The organism is Faecousia sp. (assembly GCF_048519415.1).
In the GTDB taxonomy this organism is placed as follows: domain Bacteria; phylum Bacillota; class Clostridia; order Oscillospirales; family Oscillospiraceae; genus JAZOXB01.
This window is the reverse complement of sequence record NZ_DBFZUT010000027.1, coordinates 53194-73445: the sequence shown is the minus strand read 5'-3', so window position 1 is coordinate 73445 and position 20252 is coordinate 53194. Positions and strand designations below refer to the sequence as shown.

Below are 20252 nucleotides of genomic sequence, written 5' to 3'. Positions count from 1 at the left end.
AGACCTTTCAACTCCCAAAATCCGGCTTTCTTCAGATTCCACCTCACGATGGACACCCTTGCCTTTGGCTAGCCCTTCCCGCTACCGGGCGGACTCGGGACTTTCACCCTATAGAACGTGCGCTCACCGGGCGCACATAAGCAAACGGCCCGGACAAATGTCCGGGCCGCAGGTTTTATTCTTCTGTCAGCGGAAGCTCCACAGAGGCCTTGAACAGGTCCCCCTCAATGGCGATCGTGAATGTGCCGCCCTGCAGCTCCGTCAGGCTGCGTGCGATGGAGAGGCCGAGGCCGCTGCCCTCCGTGCTGCGAGAGGCATCACCGCGGACGAAGCGCTCCATCAGCTCCTCGGCGGGAATATTCAGGGCATCGCGGGAGATATTCAGGAACGTGATGCGCAGCAGTTCGCCGCGCTCCTCCGTGCGGAGATAGGCCCTCGAGCCGGGCAGGCCGTACTTGCAGATATTGCTCAGCAGATTGTCGAACACCCGCCAGAGGAGCCTCCCGTCCGCCTGCACACAAAACCGCTGGGCGCGCAGATCAAAAACAGGCTCGATCTTCGCATTCTGCAGCCGGTCGGCATACTCCGCCTCCGCCTGCCCGAGCAGGACGTGGGCATCAACTGCCTCCGGATGGACCGTCAGGTTGCCGGTCGCCGCCTTGGAGGCCTCGATGAGGTCCTCCGTCAGCTTTTTCAGCCGCGTGCTCTGACGCACGAGCACCTCGAGGTACTCCGGCGCGTCCGGCGAGGAAAGGCCATCGCGCTGCAGCAGGCCGGCGTAGTTCACGATGGACGTCAGCGGCGTTTTGATATCGTGCGAGACGTTCGTGATGAGCTCCGTTTTCATCCGCTCGCTCTGCATTCTCTCCTCTACGGCATTGCGCATCCCGTCGCGGATGCCGTTGAGATAGTTGGCCTGTCTGCGCAGCGGAGAGAACATATGGTCCGTCGCGACCGAATGATCCAGATCACCCTCGGCAAGCCGCTTGCTCCCGTCCAGCAGGCGGCGCAAGTCCAGCAGGAACAGCACGACCAGCGGCGTGAACACGACCTTTTCCACGATCCAGAGAACAGCATAGGCCCCGGCCATCAGAAAGCCGAGCTCCAGCAGGCTAAGGGCCAGCCAGCACACGAGAGCCGTCCAGACGAGCGGGAGCTTCGGCATCACGCGCCGGATCACCGCCGCAAGCCGCCGCAGCACGCCGGGGATGCAGTCCAACAGACGGCGCAGCAGCGTATTGCGCCACATGGTGTGCGCCTTGCAGCGTGCGGCGATCGTCATGGGGAGGGTCTGAAGCAGAAAGCAGAGGAGGACAGCGGCCGGTGCGATCGACCACAGCTCCCCCTTTGCACTGGCAAGAAAGACGATGATGAGCACAACTGCGGCGAGGGCCAGCAGATAAGCCTCAAACGGCATCCGATCGAGCCAGCGGAGTGTGATGCCCGCGGTTCCGCGCTTATGGCCCGCCGTGCGCAGGCGGAAGGCAAAGCTGGCCACGCAGCAGGCCGAAGAAAGCACAAGGATGAGGATGAGCCACACGCGCATGGCGATCAGCAGATCGATCCAGCGCGCCGTGACGGCGACCGAATCGTTCCCGATCGGGGCTGCTGCCAGCGTCACGCCGACCTCTACCTCGGTCAGGCTCCCCTCGGGATAATACCAGATCTTCAGCATCGGGTAATAGGACTCTAAGCCGGATAGGGTTTCGTCGAGCGCGTCGCCAAGGCTTTCGTCGATCGGCGAATAGGACGTGCTGTATTCAAATGGCGACGCCTCGATCTCATAGTCCTCGATCTGGTATGGGAAACGTTCCAGCGCGCGCTGGGCCTTTTCCGCATCCGAGAACGTATTCTTCCAGAGCTTCGTTTCTCCGGTCGTGAACGTATAGCTGAAGGGGCCCTCAAGGAGGCTCGTCTCCCCTTCCTTTGCATTGGAAAACACGGTTGTTCCGTCCGTCGTCTTCACATCGACATGGACATTCAAGCTGTTCAGGTAATTCTGATAGCTCTGCGGCTCATGGACAAGTCCTTCCAGCACCGGTTCGACATGGTCGTAGTATTCCTGGACTCCTGCCGCATGCAGATAGGATGTACGCAGCTGCGCGCCGCCGTCGTTATAGGCCTGATAGGAAGCCAGCAGCACGATGCCCGCCGTGCTGAGCAGCGTGAGCAGAAAGCTCACGGTCAGTATGACGGATGCTGCGATCCGCGCCGCGAGGTTATCTTGCAGCTTTTTCATTTCGTCGTTCCTCCATTTTGTATCCCTTGCCCCACACGACCTTGAGATAGCGCGGTTCGGTGGGATCAATCTCGATCTTCGAGCGCAGATGCCGGATGTGCACCGCCACGGCGTTCTCCACGCCGACGGGCGAATCACCCCAGACACGGCGATAAATTTCGCGCGGAGAGAAGACTGTGCCCGCATGCTGCATGAGCAGACGCAGGATGTCGAACTCCGTCGGCGTCAGCGCGACCGGCTCACCGTCGACCGTGACGGTCCGTCCGGCATCGTCGAGCATGATGCCGCCGATGGTCACCTGCGTCGGCAGCACCTGCCCGCCGCCGAGCTGGAGATAGCGCCGGAGCTGCGAGCGGACGCGCGCCATGACCTCAATGGGATTGAACGGCTTTGTCACATAATCGTCTGCGCCGAGATTCAGGCCGAGGACCTTATCCGTGTCCTCAGACTTGGCTGTCAGCAGGATGACCGGCACATTCGAGGTCCTGCGCAGCTCCGCCATGGCGCTCAGCCCATCCATGCCCGGCATCATCACGTCGAGCAGGATGAGATGCACCTCCTGCGTGGCGGCAAGCCGCAGCATCTCGCTGCCGTTGTAGGCCTCGAGCACCTCATAGCCCTCCGCCGTTAGATAGATCCGCAGTGCGGACACGATGTCCCGCTCGTCATCACAAACCAGAATCCGATACATGCCGTTCTCCCCCATTTTTCTCTCCGCGCAGCCGCCTGCGTTCTCGCTTCTGCCCCTACAGTTTACCGAAAAACGGCAGCAGAAACAAGCAGGCAAAACCGAAAGATATTCTTAAGATCGTTATAATTCACTCCAATATAGTATATTGTATCATCCGCTCTGCTGCAAGCACCGCAGAAAAAGACGAGGCGGATTTCGGGGATTTTTCAGGAAATCCTTTCGAATTTTTTCTCAAAAAAATGGAAATTCGATCTTGTACGAAGTCATACCGTTTGGTATAATATCCGGACACGACTATTATCTTCAAGGGGATGAGCTTCATCGAAAGCAAAAAGAAACGTCATGGGTCATTCCGCCACATATGGCCGAATCTGGGGCGCTACCGCATCTGGACCCTTGCCGCCGCGATCTTCGGCGGGCTGGAGGTCATGCTCGAGGTCCTGATCCCGATGCTGATGTCCGTCATCGTGGATGGCGGCCTCTACCGGGAGCAGGATTTCATGCTGCGCGAGCTGTTTCCGGAGGCACTTATCGCAAACCGCGATCGCTTCGTTCTGACAGTCGGCATCATCATGGTCATCGTTGCCTGCTGCTCCATGGCCTGCGGCATTCTGAGTGCACGCTGCTCCGCCGTGGCCAGTCAGGGCTTTGCCAAAAATCTCCGTGCGAACCTGCTCGGAAAAATTCAGGACTTCTCGTTCGCGAACACGGATCATTTCACAACGTCCAGCCTGATCACCCGCGCCACGACGGACGTCAACACCGTGCGCAACACGATGCACCAGTTCCTGCGCACACTGATCCGCTCGCCGTTTATGCTACTGATGGCCACAGTCATGGCCTTTACGATCTCGCCGCATCTGGCGGTGATCTTTCTGATCTCCATTCCGCTCCTGGCCGGTGTTCTGGCCATCCTCATGAAGATCGGCCAGCCGCGCTTTCGCAAAATGCTGCAGAAGATGGACAGCATGAACCGCGCCGTGCAGGAAAACCTCATCAGCAGCCGCGTCGTCAAGGCCTATGTCCGCGGTGATTATGAATCCGAGCGCTTCCGCGGCACGGCGGAGGATCTGCGGCAGGCAACGCTGTCATCCTCCCGCCTGTTCACGCTGACCGGTCCCATCCAGATGTCCATCCTATGGGGCTGCACGATTGTGCTGCTGCTCCTCGGCGGCCGCGAGATCATTTTCCGCACAACGGGCCTGCTTACAGGTGAGCTTGTCAGTCTGGTGTCCTACACGACGCAGGCCGTCAACGCTCTGACGATGCTCACGTGGCTCATTATGGCTCTGTCCCGCGCACATGCCTCCCTCGTCCGCATCAACGAGGTGCTCGACGAGACCGTTGACATCACGGACGGGCCGAGCGACGCCGTCGTGGAAGACGGGAGTGTGGATTTTGAAGACGTCTGCTTCAGTTATTCCGGCGATCCGGACAAGCTTGCACTGCGCCACATCACCGTACATATCAACAGTGGTGAGACCATCGGCATCATCGGCGGCACCGGCGAGGGCAAATCCACGCTTGTAAATCTCATCCCGCGCTTTTATGACACGCTGTCCGGCACCGTGCGCGTCGGCGGCCGCGATGTGCGCGACTACACGCTCGAGCACCTGCGCGACGGCGTTTCCATGGTGCTGCAGAACGGCGCGCTGTTCTCCGGCACGATCGCGCAGAATCTCCGCTGGGGCAATGCCAACGCCACGCAGGAGCAGCTGCGCGAGGCCTGCGCCATTGCCTGCGCGGACGAATTCATCGATCGCTTCCCGGGCGGCTATGAGACCGTTCTGGAGCAGAACGCCGCGAACCTCTCCGGCGGCCAGAAGCAGCGCCTGCGCATTGCGCGCGCCATTGTGAAGCAGCCGAAGATTCTGATCCTCGACGACTCCACGAGCGCCGTGGACATGGCGACGGACGAACACATCCGCCGCGCGCTGAAAACGGCCATGCCCGGCAGCACAAAGATCATCATCGCGCAGCGCATCGCCTCGATCCTCTCGTGCGACCGGATCATCGTACTGCACGAGGGCGAGCTCTCCGACGTCGGCACGCATGCGGAGCTGATGGAGCGCAGCCAGATTTATCGCGACGTCTATGACAGCCAGATGCGGGAGGAGGGTGAGCAGCATGGCCAGAGTTGAGCTTCGGAATTACCGCCGCGCGCAGTCTCCCCTGCACACGCTGTTCCGCCTGTTCCGCTATTTCCGTCACTGCCGCGTGCTGCTCATCTGCGCCGTGGCATCCATTCTGGCCTATGTGGCCTGCACGATCGGCGCGTCCTACTGCATGCGCCCGCTGACCAATCTTCTGAAGGAAAGCGGCATCACGCCGAATGAGACCTACGCAAAATATCTGAGCCTGCTGGCCGGTCTCGGCACGCTGTATTTCCTCAGCGCCGTGACGAACTACCTGCTCAACCGCCTTATGCTCGAGACGAGCACCGTCATCATGCGTGAGCTGCGCGCGGAGCTGTTTGCCCGTATGCAGAAGCTGCCCATCAGCTATTTTGACGCCAATACGAACGGCAGCCTCATGAGCTATTACACGAACGACATCGAGGCGACGAACGAGCTGCTGCAGCACAGCATCACGCAGATGCTCATCTCCGTCACCTCGCTCACGGGCACCATCGCCATGATGCTCGTGCTGTCCATGCGGCTGTTTGCCATCATGGTCGTTCTGGGCGCCATCGTGCTGCTTGTCGTGCGCATCACGACAAAGATCAGCAGCCACAGCTACCGCGCACAGCAGAAGAACGCCGCGGCCGTAAACGGCTACATTGAGGAAATGATCGCAGGACAGCGCGATATCAAGGTCTTCACACACGAAAAGCAGGTCATGGCCGACTTTGAGCCGATCAACGACGCGCTGTACAGCGCGTCGACCACAGCAACAACGGCCACATCCGTCGTCGGCCCGATCCTGAACAACCTGTCGCACATGTTCTATGCCATCACCTGCGCCGTCGGCACACTGTGGCTGACCGGCGAGGGCACCGGCGGTATCCTTATCACGTTCCTGCAGTACATCCGCACGTTTGCTGACCGCGTCAGCCAGATCGCAGACCAGTTCAACTCCATCATGCTGGCGCTGGCCGGTGCGGAGCGCATTTTCGACGTGCTGGACACCCCGGCCGAGATCGACGAGGGCTCCGTCACGCTGGCGCGCGAGGGCCGCGACTTCTACTGGGTCAAGCCGGACGACACACATGTGCCGCTGAAGGGCGACGTCCGCTTCTACAACGTCGACTTCTCCTATGATCCGGACAAGCCGGTGCTGAAAAACCTCTCGCTCTATGCCAAGCCCGGCCAGAAGATCGCCTTCGTCGGCTCGACCGGTGCGGGCAAGACGACGATCACGAACCTCATCAACCGCTTCTATGACATTCAGGGCGGCCACATCACCTATGACGGCATCGACGTGCGCGATATCAAGAAGGATGACCTCCGCCGGTCCCTCGGCATCGTTCTGCAGGATACCCACCTGTTCACCGGCTCCGTGATGGAGAACATCCGCTACGGCAGGCTGGACGCGACGGATGAGGACTGCATCCGCGCAGCGAAGATCGCCAACGCGCACTATTTTATCTCGCATCTGCCGCAGGGCTATAACACCATGCTCTATTCCGACGGCGCAAACCTCAGTCAGGGCCAGCGGCAGCTCGTCGCCATTGCGCGCGCGGCCGTCTCGGAGGCCCCGGTCCTCATTCTGGACGAGGCGACGTCATCCGTCGACACCCGCACCGAAAAGCTCATCGAAAAGGGCCTTGACGGCCTGATGGCCGGTCGCACGGTCTTTGTCATCGCGCATCGCCTGTCGACCGTCCGGAACGCGAACGCCATTCTCGTACTGGAGCAGGGCCGCGTGATCGAGCGCGGCAGCCACGCCGACCTGCTGGAGCAGCACGGCAAGTACTATCAGCTCTATACGAACATGATCGAGCTGGCCTGAAAGGAGTCCACCCATGATCCCTGTTGCCGCAGACGCCGAGCAGGCGCTTGCCATGATCCGCTCGCATCCCGATGGAACGGTCGTGGATGTCCGCGACGAAGAGGAATACATCACCGGCCATCTGGCAGACGCCGTGCTGCTGCCGGTCGACGAGATCAGCGCCGAGACGGCTGCAGAGGCCCTGCCCGATCAGAGTAGCCCGGTCCTCGTCTACTGCAAGACCGGTAAGCGCAGCCGCGCTGCAGCCGAAAAGCTCGCAGCGCTCGGATACTCCGAGCTCTACGACCTTGGCGGCCTTGGCGGTTGGCCATACGGTCTCGAATAAGCAGATCCATAAAACGGAGCCGATCCCCTTTCCGGGGACCGGCTCCATGTTATATCAGGATTCAGTTTGCGTCATACTCGCTCGGACCGAGGCCCCATTCATCCGCCTCTGCCGGGCGTGCCCCGATGCCGACATAATAGGCGTCGATCGGCGTGAAATCACTGTCAATCGTCTCGCCCGCATTCACGGTGAACATGATGTCATTGCAGCCCGTCTGACTGCAGTAATCGACAAACTCCTGTGGGATGCCCGTGTCCACATAATAGAGGTCCGGCGCACCGAAGGCATGCAGGATCTCATGGGCATAGGTCGCAGGCGGCGCATCGAATACGTCTCCGAAGCGGATATACAGGTTGACGTATTCGATATCATAATCCGGGCTGGACAAGAAGCCGAGAGACCAGGGATTCGGCGTATGCTCATAGGGCGTGTTGAACAGGAAAAAGTAGACCACATTGTCCGCGTGGTATTTCTGCCGCAGGGCATCGCTGTCGATGTTTTCCCGTACATAATCGGCCTGCACCTCATACATGCCCCCATCCTCGCGGACGAGAAGCTCCGAAAACGAGGCATCATAGCGCAGGTCCGGATCAGCGGTCCAGTCATAGAGGAACGAAGCGTCCGAGCCATATGCAGCCGCCTGCTCCGTGAGCCACTGCGCGGCCGTGTCCATGCGGTTGAGCGTCAGGAGCATCTCCTCGCGGTCGGCCTCGTCGTCCCATGCGGTCTGCGCATCATTCGTAAAGATGGAGATGAGCAGGGTCGTGCCGCGCAGGCTCCCGGCGGAGCCGAGCGCGCCGTTATACTCCGGCACCCATTCCGGCTCCGTCGGAGCCTCCGTAAGGGGCTCGGTAGAAGACTCCGCAGGGGCCTCCGTCGGTGCCTCCGTGGGCTGCTCTGTCGGTGCCGCAGTCGGCATTTCCGTCGGCGCCGCCGTCGGAGCCATCATATCTCGGCGGCAGGCCGTCAGCGCCACGAGCAAAAGCAGCGCAGACAGTCGGCAAAGCAGGTGCTTTTTACGCATTCGTCTTCTCGTAGAACCGCACGGCGATCGTCGCAAATTCCGCGCGGGTCGTCGTGGACTGCGGGCGGATGGTGCCGTCCTCTGCATAACCGAGGATCAGGCCGTTCTCCACGGCCCATTCCATGGCCTGCCGGGCATAGTCCGAGATGCTTGCATTGTCGCGGAACTCCGCAAGCTTCCTGCCGCTCGTCTTCGGGGAGCCTGCATAGCGATACAGCAGCGTAATCATATCCTCGCGGCTCACCCCGCGGTCCGGACGGAACAGGCCGTCGTCATAGCCGAGAACGATCTTCTCGCGCTGCGCCCAAAGGACGGCGGACGCATACCAGCTGCCCTCCGCAACATCCGGGAACACGTCGGAATAGGCAATGCTGCCGGGCGCGGCAATATTATAAATGACCTGTGCCGTCTGTGCGCGCGTCGTAATGCCGGACGGATCAAAGATGCCGGCACCTTTGCCGTGCAGCAGGCCGAGCGCCGTGGCGCGGGTGATCGTGTCGTAGTACCAGTCGCTCTCGAAGACATCCATATAATCGCCGAGCGGATCTGCATGGTCAGCACTCCACTTGCCGATGACGCCGTCCAGCCACTGCACACGCTTGACAACGAAATTCTGCAGGGAGGCAAAGTTCTCCGCAAAGCCGTTTCCGCCGGGGCGGACGTCCATATGGGACGATTTCCACAGCAGCTCGTCATAGCCTGCCGCCGCAGCGACCTGCTCACGGTACCACGCAAACGAATGCACGCTGCCGTCCGCACTGACCGCGTCCGCATCGCCCGCAAGGACATCTGCCAATGGGGTAATGTACTTTGTATACTGGCGCTGCGCCTCGACGCGGAACTCCGGAAGGGCATACAGTGTGCGGCCGAGCGAGCCGTAAACCGTGTAGAGCAGCTCCGGCTGCGGCAGAAGGTCCTCATAATTATTGTTGCCGAAGCTAAGGTCGTAGTCCCACAGCGGGCCCATCTTCATCGGCTTCGAGCCGGTTTCCTTATAGAGGTAGGCGGACGTGTTGAAGCCGTCGCCGTTCTTGCTCAGCTCGTTGACAAGGTAGCACTGCACCATGCTCTCGACCGTGACATAGTCCGTGAATGGCTTGCCAGTCTTCGAGCTCGTGCCGCCCTCAAACACAGCGTCCTCATAGTCCTGATACCAGCTGGCGATATAGTCCATCTCCGCCTTCGAGCAGGCCTCCGGCGACTTTACAACGACATAGAAGCCACGCGTCGTGATGAAATAGCACTTTTCCTCCATGGCGCGGTCGGCGAAGTCCATTTCAAGCAGGTAGCCGCCCGTGATGTCCGCCGGGTCGTTCATGCCGTCACAATAAAGATAGGTCGCGCCGTTGGCGGTCGTGCCGGTCTTCGACTCGAGCTTCGTCAGATCCTCGACGTCGGGGTTGGCCATCTCATTCGCCTTTTCCAGGTCCGTCACGTTCACACGGCCCTCGTTGACCTCCACCTTCTCCGTCAGGAGGTACAGGCCGCGGAACTCGCCGTCATAGAACAGGCACACCGGGCGATAGCCCATGTTGCACTCCATCTGCAGCGCGCGGCCGAGGTCGAGCGCAAGCATGTTGCGGACAGCGGACGGATCATAGAAATTTGCCAGCAGGACCCACGTCTTGGCCTTATCGGCGCTGTCGCCGGTCTGGAGCAGGTCGGTCTTTTTGTCCAGCTTGATCTGATAGGGGCGCTTGGCTCCCTTCCAGGTCGAATTGCCGCGGCCCTTGATCTGCGTCAGCTTGCCGTCGTAGACGGATTCGCCGTCCGCTGCGAGCAGAGCCATGCTGCCCTTGGCCCTGTTGGATTTGTCCTCGCTGGACTCGACCCACTCACGGCCCTCGTTCACGGGATCGTCGCTCACGAGGAACATCGTCGACACATTGTCATACCGCAGGAACGTCACGCGCTTCTCTGCCTGCATACTCCCGGAGCGGGCACGCAGCGTGATCGTATCGTTCGTGCCCTCGCACAGGGCGGTCAGGTCCAGCGAATCGCCGCTCTTGAGCGCCACGGAGCCGCGGCTTCCCGTCGCCGTCACAACGGCATTCTTCTCGGAAAGCGTAAAATACACCGGGACCGCCTTCCGGGATACGCTGGCTGGCAGGAAGAGCGTCGTCGTCCCGTCCAGCTCGATCGGATCGATGCGGGTGTGCGCCGAGGCGGCATCCCCCATTGTATAGAATTCCGTCCACGACAGGGTGGGCGCAGCCTGAGCCGACAGGCCGAGGCAGGATACCAGCACAGCCGCCGTCAGGCAGAGCAAAAGCAGTCGTTTCATTGTCTCACTCCTCAATTCTCCGGGGCCAGCCGGACCGGCCCGCATGTTTATCCTATTATACCGGCTTTTACAGAAAAAAGCAAGGCCGTCCAATCCGGCTAACAAGAATTTAACATCAAATCAGCTAGAACACATGCCACCGGTCGATCAGCGTTGTTTCCAAATATTTGGCTGCATTTTTGTGCACTATTCACAACTTCCGGCGGCCTCGCTTGACACTTCCCGCCCCGTATGCTATCATGCAACTGACATTTCATGTCGAAGGAGGAACTTCCTTCCATCAATTCATTAGGAGGACAGTACATCATGGTCAGCAGAAGAATGCCGGTCATCCGGCGGATCTTGTGTACCCTGCTTGTCTGCGCGCTGCTCACCGGCCTGCTTCCGGCCGCATTTGCGGCGGGCTCCGACCCGGACTTCAGCGCCCCGGCCGACAAGGTCCTGATCTCGCAGACAAACTATCCGATCGTGAACGGCCTGACGGAATCGCAGGTCATTCTGAACAACGCCAGCGGCAGCGCACAGGTGCTCGGCTATATGGCCACCATCACCCCCGGTGCTTCCGTGAAGCTCAAGGCGTCCTATCCCAACTACTACACGGCGGGCAGCACGGCCGAGAGCCGCGCGGAGACCGCGAAGAACCTCGGCTGGGATCTGAAGACGACCACGTCCCAGGCCGCCGCCTATGAGGCCGCAACGGGCGAGACCGTCGTTACGGCTGTGAACGCCGACTACTATAATATGCAGACGGCACAGTGCCGCGGCTATCTTATCATGGAAGGCCACCTCATCCAGACACACGAGAACGACGACTGGCTCGAGCCGTATTTTGCCGTTCTGAAGGACGGCAGCTATGACATCCGCGACTACGGCACCCCCACGGACGACGTCGCCGAAGCCATCTCCGGCCCGTTCTGGCTGCTGAAGGACGGCAAGATCCAGGATGGCCTGGACGCCAGCTATAAGGCTCCCCGCAACTCCATCGGTCTGAAGGAAGACGGCACGCTCGTCATCTTCATGGCAGACGGCCGTCAGGGCCTTTCCGATGGCATGACCGTCTATGAAATGGCCGAAGTCCTGCAGGCGCAGGGCTGCGTCAAGGCCATCTACCTCGACGGCGGCGGCTCTGCGACCTACGCCTCCCGCCACGAGGGCAGCAATAAGCTTACCATCCAGAACCATCCGTCCGACGGCCCTGAGCGCGTTGTCGCCTCGACCCTGATGATCGTCTCGACGGCGCAGCCGACCGGCCGCTTTGACCACGCCGCGCTCTCGCCGAAGAACGACCTCTTCCTTGCGGGCGCTTCCGTGCAGTTCACTGCCACAGGCGTCGACTCCAACGGCTATCCCGCCGACCTGCCAGCCAACGTGAGCTGGGGGCTTGAAGACAGCAGCTTCGGCACCATCGACGCGAACGGTCTGTTCCGCTCGAACGGCAAGTGCGGCACCGTGACGGCCCAACTTCTGCAGGGCAAGACCGTGCTCGGCACAACTAGCGTGGAGGTACAGGAGCCGGAGGAGCTCTTCTTTGCCGCCGAAACGCTGAACCTCTCCTTCCAGGAGTCGTCCGACCTCGGCCTGACAGCCAAGAGCGGCACGCGTCTGATGGATATGGGCGGCTATGTATTCGACTGGACCATCATGCCGACCGATCCCGGTAAGCAGCCCTCCGACATCGGCTCGTTCTCCGGCAATACGTTCACGGCCGTCAAGGCCCGTGAGACGCTGGAGGCTGACATTACCGTCAGCTACACGAAGCACGACGGTACAAAGCTGACCGACAGCATCCATGTGGAGATCGGCAGAATGCCGCAGGTCCTGCTCGACTTTGAGCCGGACGCCGAGGGTAAGCTCATGCAGGGCGCCGAGTACGACTGGGGCAACGCACAGTACGGCGCTTCGTTCGGCGACGAAAGCATGGAGCTGACCTTCATCAACTGGAATAAGGAGACAAATGCGCCCGCGACCGTGACGGAAAAGGGCCCGTTCCAGTTCGGCGGCACCTACATTGCCGACAATACCGACGAGACCTACTATCCCGCCTGCTATGTGCTCGGCAGCGCAGGCTACAGCCTGTTCACCTGGCACGCCTCCTATATGAAGGAGCACTCCGCAACGGTGCAGGTCGTGAATGGCGACGAGGGCGAGACCCGCTTCGGCGACTACTCCATGCGCCTCGACTATGACTACACCGATCTGCTCCCCGGCTACCGCAATGTCAACGAGTACCTCTACTACGCCGATACAAGCGAAGCCGCGAAGACGGATCTCTACAGCGGCATCTCGCTCGACGGCACCCCGTCCGGCCTCGGCGTCTGGGTCTACGCGCCCAAGGGCACGCCGAACTACTGGCTGTGGACGCAGATCGCCTATTACGATGAGGCCAGCGGCACCTATAAGCGCTCCTATCTGCACTTTACCACGCAGGAGGGCCGCTCCCTGCAGTATACCGGCATCTACTGGGAGGGCTGGATGTACTGTGAGGCAGACCTCCGTCCGTTTGCCAAATATGTCACGAAGGATCATCCGCTGAAGATCCTCAACGGCCAGCCGCTCGTGCTGCTGACCTACATTCCCGGCGGCTCCGCCAATGAAAACGGCGATAAGATCCCCATGGGCTCCATGGCAAACGGCAGCCTGTACTTTGATAACTTCCGCGTTGTCTACGGCGACACGGTCGACGACCTCGAGAACCCGGTCATTGACACAGTGAAGGCCGGTGCGGCCGAGCTTGCCGGGGACGGGACGACGGAGCTGAAGACGAACCGCCTGACGCTCACGGCCGAATTCCATGACCCGGCGGGCGAGAATGCCACCGGCATCAGCCCCGCCAAGACCGCCATCTCCGTTGACGGCCAGCGCCAGACGCTCACGGCCTCCACGGAGAGCAGCGCCAGCGTCAGCGTTCTGCTGCCGAACGGCACGCACAGCGTCACCGTCTCCGTCTGTGATGGCTTCGGCAACGTGACGACCGAAACACGCTACTTCACCGTGAATGCCGCTTCGACGGCCTACGGCACGGTCACGCTGACCGGCGAGGCAAATGCCGTCATCGGCGAGGACTATGCCCTGACGCTGAATGCCGCTGGTTCCCGCAAGATCAGCTCCGTTACGATGGAGCTTCGCCTGACGGACACGTTCGGCGCGCCGGAGGTCACGTTTGAAAACGGCTACACCGGTACTTACACCTATGAAAAGAACGTCCTGAAGCTGCAGGCGACCTCCGCTTCTCCGAAGCTCGGCGCCATTGCGACCGTGAAGTTCCATGTCCCGAGTACAGTCGCGCGCGGCGCACTCCTGACCTACACGCTGGAAAAGGGCAGCTTCACCGACGGCGGCACGACGCTGAGCTTTGCCCAGCCCGCGCAGAATGTCGGCGTGACGGCGGCCTATGAGCTGACGGCGGACATCATGACCGTTGGCGGCAACGGCAAGCTCTATGTCAAGACGGCAGACGGCAAGGCCCCCGGCCGCGTGCAGATCTTCTCCGTCGTGGATGGCCAGGATGACGTGCTTCTCGGCACGACGAACGCCGCTGGTGTGCTCGTGACGAACCGCTTCTGCCAGACGGCCGGTGAGAAGTTCACCGTCTACGCCAAGGGTGAGGCAGGCCTTTCCTTCCGCTGCAGCGGCGTGACGAACGGCATCGGCAGCACAGAGGTCGCGCCGACGAACATCCGTCTGAACGCCGTGCAGGCTCCTGCAACGACCCAGAACATCAGCTGGTTCGCAGCGCCGGATTACACCGCGCGCAATGCCGTCGTGCAGTACACGACGGAGGAAGCCTACATTTCCGGAAACTACAGCTTTACCACCGTGCAGGGCACAAGCACGGTCCGCTCGTTCACGGACGGCTATCAGGCCTCGCTGGTCAACTCCGTCACACTGACGGGCCTGACGCCCGCGACGACCTATTCCTACCGCGTCGGTGACGGCGTGGAGGGCCACTGGTCCGATGTCCGCACATTCACCACGGCTGAGTCAGGCGCAGAGACGTCGTTCTTCGTCATGGGCGACACGCAGCTCAGCGGCAATGTCGAGGCTGATGCCGCCGATATCGAGGTCATACATCAGATTGCCGAGGCCATCGGCAACGCGAACACGGACTTCGGCATCCAGACGGGTGACTTCATTGACAACGCTGGCAGCCTGACCGCCTGGAACGAGATTCTGGACGTCTTCTCCGAAGATTTCCCCGCCTCCCCCATCGTGCAGGTCCTCGGCAACCACGAATACTACGGTGACCTGAGTGCCGGTCATGCGATGAATATCTTCGGCACGCCGGATGCAGACTACTACTCCGTGGAATACGGCAATGTCTACATCGCCGTGGTGAACTGCAATGCAGACCTGAACGCAGCGGCCGCCTGGCTGCAGGAGGATGCCGCGAAGACGACGTGCGAATGGAAGCTCCTGACGGTCCACCAGCCGCCATACTACACAAACCCCAAGGGCTCGAGCGCAGCCTATAACCGCATTCTCCCCGCCGCAATCGATGCCGCCGGGATCGATGTTGTCTTCTCCGGCCACGATCACGCCTATGCCCGCACCGAACAGCTGACCGGCGGCGAAGTCGCCGAAAACGGCACGACCTACGTCATCTGCGGCGATATGGGCGAAAAGTCCCGCGATGTCAACTACGCCGCCGTGGATGATCCCGCTTTCCACTTTGCCAAGATCAGCCAGAGCTATCAGGCGCTCTACCTGCTCGTGAACACGACCCGCAGCGAGCTGACCGTGACGGCCTATGACCTGAACGGTTCCGTCGTGGACACGTTCACCGTCGAGCACGACAACGCCTGCCGCGACGGCCACTCCTTCGTCTTTGACCGCCTGCACAAGACCCTCATCTGCTCCGTCTGCGGCGAGACCGCACCTGCGAACTACACCGGCTGGGCCACGGACAAGACGAGCGGCAAGCAGATGTACTTCCTCGCCGGGGAATACAAGACCGGCTGGATGCTCATCGGCACGGCTGCCTATCACTTCGACCTCAAGAACGGCACGATGCACAAGACCACCATTCTCGAGGACGTTCCGACGACCTGCTCTGTGCAGGGCCACCTGAGCGTGAAGTGCGAATGCGGCGAGACCTATGAGACAAAGTACGACAAGCCCTCCGGCCACAGCTTCTCCAAGGTCGTGGCCGACGACGGCACGGTGTATTACCACTGCGACCGCTGCGGCAAGATCTCGACCATGAATATGCCGTTCGTGGATGTGGACGACACCGACTGGTTCGCGGAGGCCGTCTACTACTGCTATCAGAACAGCCTGCTGCGCGGCAGAAGCGAGATGAGTTTCGACCCGGATGCCGCCATGACGCGTGCCGAGCTCGTCACCGTCCTGTGGCGTATCGCCGGTTCCCCGAATTCCGACAATGTCGGCAAGACGCCGTTCACCGACGTTCCGGCCGGCTCGTGGTACACCGCAGCCGTGAACTGGTGCTCGGAGAACAAGATCGTCAACGGCATCGGCGACGGCCTGTTCGCCCCGGACGACCAGATCACGCGTGAGCAGATCGTCACGATTCTCTACCGCTTCGCAAAATTCCGCGGTCTCGATGTCGGCGACAGGACTGACCTTGCCAAGAAATTCACCGACGCCGCCAGGGTCAGTGACTACGCGAAGGAGGCCCTGAGCTGGGCGGTCGCCGTCGGCATCATCAACGGCATGCCGGACAACACGATCGCTCCGCAGAACTCCGCTACGCGCGCCGAGGTCGCAACGATCATCATGCGCTACACGAAGCTCGTTTCCGGAACGGAAAACTGAACACAGCACAACGGAGAGGGTTTTGGCCCTCTCCGTTGTTTCTCGCAAAAGTCTGTTAGGCTTTTCTAGCCTTCCGCGCTGGAAATGTGCAGCGGTCTGTGCTATAATATTCCGGAATCCAATTTGAGAGGTATCCCACATGATCGACAAGGAAGTGGCGGAGCTCCGCCGCCGTTATCGCCAGGATCGGAGCAATATCACAAAAATCCATGGCTGCTATGTCAACGTGCACGGCGAGCTCGTCTCCGCCTTCACCCTTTCCATGGGCCTGCTGCCGGAGGGGGAGCAGGAAAAATATCTGGAGCTGCTGAAAAAAGGCATCTCCGGCCGAATGGGCAAAACCCTCTCCGACCTGAGCTTCTCGACGGCGCAGGTCGCGGACAGCGACGAGCACCGCCTGCTCATGCGGCTGCGCGACTCCGGCCTGGAGGACGAGGAGGCCGTGCAGACCCTGTATGAAAAGATCGCAGGCTCTCTGCATCTGGCGGACAACTACCTGATCCTGCTGGCCGCGGACCGATATGACGTGCCGTTCCGTTCCCGAGACGGCTTCCGGCAGGAAGAGGGCAGCGAGCAGCAGTTTTCCTATATACTCTGCAGCATCTGCCCCGTGAAGGAGACGAAGCCCGTCCTGCGCTATGACTCCACAGAGGGGAAATTCCATGAGCGCGGCACGGACTGGGTCGCCGCCGCGCCGGAGGTTGGCTTCCTGTTCCCTGCCTTTGACGACCGCGCGACGAACCTCTACGGCGCGCTGTATTATACGAAGAACACGGACAACAGCTATGAGGAGTTTGTCTCCGCCGTGTTCAATCTGCAGCCGCCCATGCCCGCGGGCACACAGCGCGAGACGTTCCGCGAGGTGCTGACGGATGCGCTGGAGGACGAATGCAGCGTGAACGTCGTCCAGAACGTCCATACCGCCCTGCGAGAGCTCGTTCTGACGCACAAGGAGACCCGCGCCGAGGAGCCGCTGGCCGTCACGCGGCAGGAGGTCGGTGCGGTGCTGGAGCACTGCGGCGTGTCCGAGCCGAAGATGGCCGCCTTCAATGTCAAATATGACGAGGCCTTCGGCGGCGGCAGCGAAGTCCCCCCGCAGAATCTGCTCGGCGCGGCCCAGCTGGAGTACCGCACGCCGGATGTCGTCATCCGCGTGAATCCGGACCGGCAGGACCTCGTGCAGACGCGCGTGCTCGGCGGCGCGAAGTACCTGCTCATCAATGTCGATGAGGGTATGGAGCTCAACGGCGTCAGCGTCCGCGTCCCGGAAGAACAGAAGGACTGAAATGATTTCAGGAGCAGGCAAATGCCTGCTCCCGGTTTTTTCTATTGCTCCCACGCCTCCGGCGTTTCGCGACGCAGCTCGATCAGGTTCGTATCGCCGCGCCGTTCCGCGCACATACTGGTCTCCAGATAGATCTCCTCCGCGCGCTCCAGCGCCAGCCGGAGACGGAGCGCGATGCAGGCCGCGCTGCTGCCCTGCTCCAGCCCCATCAGGGCATCGTCCACCGCTCCGCAGAGGATGGCAAACATTTTTTGATAGTCCGCCATGGTTTTGCTCTCCCAAAAAGTCTATGGATAGCCTAATAGTAGCATGCATAGCCTATATTGTCCAGTGTTTTTCGTTATGCTAAAGGAAAAACTTGGAAGGCAGGCATCACCATGAACACTGTCACCGCTGTCCGCGACCGCATTCTGCAGCTGTGCGCAGAGCGCGGCATTTCCATCAACCGTCTCGCCTCGCTCAGCGCGCTGCCGCCCTCAAGCCTGAAGAACATTCTCTACGGCAAGAGCCAGAACCCGAAAATTCTGACGATCAAGCTGCTCTGCGACGGTCTCGGCATCACACTCGGTGAATTCTTCTCCACGCCGGAATTCGATGCGCTGGAGCAGGAGCTGCAATAACGTCTGCTTGTCGAAAAAGTCTCTTCGGACTTTCCCCCAAAGCCGCCCTTGTTTCGGGCGGCCGTCTGTGGTATGATAATTGGGATAAGTACCGCAACAGAAAGGACAACGCCTTTATGAAAAACGGATTTCTGAAGGTCTGCACGCTCTCCCCCGCACTGCGCGTGGCAGACTGCGCCTATAATACGCAGGAAACGATCGCCGCCATGCAGGAGGCCGCGCAGGACGGCGCGGCGCTTGCCGTTTTCCCGGAGCTTGGGCTCACCGGCTATACCTGCTCGGACCTGTTTCTGCAGCAGCCGCTGCTGGATGCCGCCGAGCAGGGCCTGCGGGACATTCTCCGCGCAAGCGAAACGCTCGAGCTCGTCGCCGTCGTCGGCTTGCCGGTCCGCGTGGACGGCGCACTCTATAACTGCGCCGCCGTGGTCTGCCATGGGGCGCTGCTCGGCCTTGTGCCGAAGACCCATCTGCCGAACTACGCAGAGTTCTATGAGCTGCGTCACTTCACCCCCGCACCTGCCGAAACGCGCAGCGTCACACTGTGCGGCGCGTCCGTTCCCTTCGGCACGGACCTGCTGTTCCGCTGCCGCGAAATGCCGGACTTCTGCCTCGGTGTGGAGATCTGCGAGGACCTCTGGGCCCCGCTGCCGCCCAGCACCCGCCATGCGCTGGCCGGGGCAACGGTGCTTGCCAATCTCTCGGCAAGTGACGAAACCGTCGGCAAGGCGGAATACCGCCGCCAGCTCGTCGGCCAGCAATCCGCACGCTTGCTGAGCGCCTATCTCTATGCGGATGCCGGGCACGGCGAATCCACGACGGATATGGTCTTTGCCGCGCATGATCTCATCTGTGAAAACGGCGCGCTGCTGGCCGAGGCAAAGCCCTTCGGCACCGGCCGCGCCGAGGCCGTGCTGGACCTCGGACGCATGCAGTGCGAGCGCCGCCGCAGTACGACATTCTGCCCGAATGCCGCAGGCCATACCACCGTTCCGTTCTCCATGCCGCTGCACGAGACGGCACTCACCCGCCCCGTCTCCCCCACTCCGTTCGTCCCCAGCGATGCGGCCGCCCGCGCCGAGCGCTGCGAGCTGATCCTCGAGATCCAAGCAGACGGCCTTGCAAAGCGGCTGGAGCATGCGCACGCCAGAACGGCCGTGCTCGGCATCTCCGGCGGTCTGGACAGCTGCCTTGCTCTGCTCGTTGCCGTGCGCGCCATGAAGCGCCTGCAGCGTCCCATGCAGGACATTCTTGCCGTCACCATGCCCTGCTTCGGCACGACGAAGCGGACGCGCTCCAACGCAGAAATTCTGTGTCAGGAGCTGGGCGTACAGTTCACGGAAATCTCCATTACGAACACGGTACGCAGCCACTTTGCCGACATCGGCCAGAGTGAGTCCGTGCTTGACGTCACATTTGAAAATGGGCAGGCGCGCGTGCGCACACTGGAGCTGATGGACCTTGCCAACCGCACGGGCGGCCTTGTCGTCGGCACGGGCGACCTGAGCGAGCTGGCGCTCGGCTGGGCAACGTACAACGGCGACCATATGAGCATGTACGGCGTGAACGCGGGCGTTCCGAAGACGCTCGTGCGCCACATCGTGCGCTATGAGGCGGACACGGCCCAAAGCCTCGCCCTGCGCCGCGTGCTGCTCGACATTCTTGACACGCCCGTCAGCCCGGAGCTGCTCCCCGCGACGGAGACCGGCGAGATCGCGCAGCAGACGGAGTCCCTTGTCGGTCCCTATGAGCTGCACGACTTCTACCTCTACTATGTGCTTCGCTTCGGCTTCGGGCCGGAAAAAATTTACCGGCTGGCGCAGGCCGCATTTGCCGGGAAATACCCCGCAGAGACGCTGCTGCACTGGCTGAAAAACTTCTACCGCCGCTTCTTCATCCAGCAGTTCAAGCGCAGCTGCCTGCCCGACGGCCCGAAGGTCGGCTCGGTCACGCTCTCCCCGCGCGGCGACTGGCGCATGCCGAGCGATGCCTGCGCCGCAGTCTGGCAGGCCGAGCTGGACCGTCTGGAGGCCCGTTAAAGCCATTTACAGGAGGGATGCG

At 61.2% G+C, this 20252-nt stretch carries 12 protein-coding genes; 7 read left to right on the top strand and 5 right to left on the bottom strand.

What is annotated here, in order from left to right; all coding sequences use genetic code 11:
* Positions 1-175 precede the first annotated feature (175 nt).
* Complete coding sequence (locus tag ACMKFF_RS03265) at positions 176-2239, bottom strand: sensor histidine kinase (protein ID WP_419496022.1); 2064 nt, start codon at positions 2237-2239, stop codon at positions 176-178.
* Positions 2220-2930, bottom strand: a complete 711-nt coding sequence (locus ACMKFF_RS03260; RefSeq protein ID WP_367926503.1) for a response regulator transcription factor — start codon at positions 2928-2930, stop codon at positions 2220-2222. The genes ACMKFF_RS03265 and ACMKFF_RS03260 overlap by 20 nt, the downstream gene beginning before the upstream one ends.
* 311 nt (positions 2931-3241) lie before the next feature.
* On the opposite strand from ACMKFF_RS03260, the gene ACMKFF_RS03255 reads away from it, so the two are divergent.
* The 3 genes from ACMKFF_RS03255 to ACMKFF_RS03245 are packed head-to-tail and all read left to right on the top strand — an operon-like array spanning position 3242 to position 7206.
* Entirely contained in the window at positions 3242-5071 is a 1830-nt protein-coding gene (locus ACMKFF_RS03255) for an ABC transporter ATP-binding protein (protein ID WP_419496021.1), read from the top strand.
* Positions 5058-6881: an ABC transporter ATP-binding protein gene (locus tag ACMKFF_RS03250; RefSeq protein WP_419496020.1), complete on the top strand. Its 1824-nt coding sequence runs from the start codon at positions 5058-5060 to the stop codon at positions 6879-6881. Before ACMKFF_RS03255 ends, ACMKFF_RS03250 begins: the two co-directional genes overlap by 14 nt.
* Positions 6882-6894: 13 nt before the next feature.
* Complete coding sequence (locus tag ACMKFF_RS03245; RefSeq protein WP_349136607.1) at positions 6895-7206, top strand: rhodanese-like domain-containing protein; 312 nt, start codon at positions 6895-6897, stop codon at positions 7204-7206.
* 61 nt (positions 7207-7267) lie between these two features.
* Here the strand turns inward: ACMKFF_RS03245 and ACMKFF_RS03240 are convergent, their stop codons facing one another.
* Both ACMKFF_RS03240 and ACMKFF_RS03235 read right to left on the bottom strand, forming a co-directional pair.
* The gene (locus ACMKFF_RS03240; protein ID WP_419496019.1) at positions 7268-8230 is read right to left on the bottom strand and encodes a PT domain-containing protein; all 963 of its coding nucleotides are present in this window, start codon (positions 8228-8230) and stop codon (positions 7268-7270) included.
* Positions 8223-10514 carry an S-layer homology domain-containing protein gene (locus ACMKFF_RS03235; protein ID WP_419496018.1) on the bottom strand — a complete coding sequence of 764 codons (2292 nt, stop codon included), beginning with the start codon at positions 10512-10514 and terminating at the stop codon, positions 8223-8225. Before ACMKFF_RS03235 ends, ACMKFF_RS03240 begins: the two co-directional genes overlap by 8 nt.
* A gap of 306 nt (positions 10515-10820) precedes the next feature.
* Between ACMKFF_RS03235 and ACMKFF_RS03230 the strand changes: the two genes are divergently transcribed.
* Together ACMKFF_RS03230 and ACMKFF_RS03225 are read left to right on the top strand one after the other, a co-directional pair.
* Positions 10821-16289 carry a phosphodiester glycosidase family protein gene (locus ACMKFF_RS03230; protein ID WP_419496017.1) on the top strand — a complete coding sequence of 1823 codons (5469 nt, stop codon included), beginning with the start codon at positions 10821-10823 and terminating at the stop codon, positions 16287-16289.
* A gap of 139 nt (positions 16290-16428) precedes the next feature.
* Positions 16429-17574: a DUF4317 domain-containing protein gene (locus ACMKFF_RS03225; RefSeq protein ID WP_419496016.1), complete on the top strand. Its 1146-nt coding sequence runs from the start codon at positions 16429-16431 to the stop codon at positions 17572-17574.
* 41 nt (positions 17575-17615) lie between these two features.
* On the opposite strand, the gene ACMKFF_RS03220 is transcribed toward ACMKFF_RS03225, so the two are convergent.
* The gene (locus tag ACMKFF_RS03220; protein WP_419496015.1) at positions 17616-17840 is read right to left on the bottom strand and encodes a hypothetical protein; all 225 of its coding nucleotides are present in this window, start codon (positions 17838-17840) and stop codon (positions 17616-17618) included.
* Positions 17841-17951: 111 nt separating this feature from the next.
* On the opposite strand from ACMKFF_RS03220, the gene ACMKFF_RS03215 reads away from it, so the two are divergent.
* Positions 17952-18194, top strand: coding sequence for a helix-turn-helix domain-containing protein (locus ACMKFF_RS03215; RefSeq protein ID WP_349136601.1), 243 nt, complete (start codon positions 17952-17954; stop codon positions 18192-18194).
* Between the two features lie 116 nt (positions 18195-18310).
* Positions 18311-20230, top strand: coding sequence for an NAD(+) synthase (locus ACMKFF_RS03210; RefSeq protein WP_419496014.1), 1920 nt, complete (start codon positions 18311-18313; stop codon positions 20228-20230).
* The last annotated feature ends 22 nt before the right edge of the window (positions 20231-20252 follow it).

What these genes read in the sequence shown, in the direction of transcription:
- ACMKFF_RS03265 (WP_419496022.1), bottom strand. Translation starts at nt 2,239, where the DNA reads ATGAAAAAGCTGCAAGATAACCTCGCGGCGCGGATCGCAGCATCCGTC.
- ACMKFF_RS03260 (WP_367926503.1), bottom strand. Translation starts at nt 2,930, where the DNA reads ATGTATCGGATTCTGGTTTGTGATGACGAGCGGGACATCGTGTCCGCA.
- ACMKFF_RS03255 (WP_419496021.1), top strand. Translation starts at nt 3,242, where the DNA reads ATGAGCTTCATCGAAAGCAAAAAGAAACGTCATGGGTCATTCCGCCAC.
- ACMKFF_RS03250 (WP_419496020.1), top strand. Translation starts at nt 5,058, where the DNA reads ATGGCCAGAGTTGAGCTTCGGAATTACCGCCGCGCGCAGTCTCCCCTG.
- ACMKFF_RS03245 (WP_349136607.1), top strand. Translation starts at nt 6,895, where the DNA reads ATGATCCCTGTTGCCGCAGACGCCGAGCAGGCGCTTGCCATGATCCGC.
- ACMKFF_RS03240 (WP_419496019.1), bottom strand. Translation starts at nt 8,230, where the DNA reads ATGCGTAAAAAGCACCTGCTTTGCCGACTGTCTGCGCTGCTTTTGCTC.
- ACMKFF_RS03235 (WP_419496018.1), bottom strand. Translation starts at nt 10,514, where the DNA reads ATGAAACGACTGCTTTTGCTCTGCCTGACGGCGGCTGTGCTGGTATCC.
- ACMKFF_RS03230 (WP_419496017.1), top strand. Translation starts at nt 10,821, where the DNA reads ATGGTCAGCAGAAGAATGCCGGTCATCCGGCGGATCTTGTGTACCCTG.
- ACMKFF_RS03225 (WP_419496016.1), top strand. Translation starts at nt 16,429, where the DNA reads ATGATCGACAAGGAAGTGGCGGAGCTCCGCCGCCGTTATCGCCAGGAT.
- ACMKFF_RS03220 (WP_419496015.1), bottom strand. Translation starts at nt 17,840, where the DNA reads ATGGCGGACTATCAAAAAATGTTTGCCATCCTCTGCGGAGCGGTGGAC.
- ACMKFF_RS03215 (WP_349136601.1), top strand. Translation starts at nt 17,952, where the DNA reads ATGAACACTGTCACCGCTGTCCGCGACCGCATTCTGCAGCTGTGCGCA.
- ACMKFF_RS03210 (WP_419496014.1), top strand. Translation starts at nt 18,311, where the DNA reads ATGAAAAACGGATTTCTGAAGGTCTGCACGCTCTCCCCCGCACTGCGC.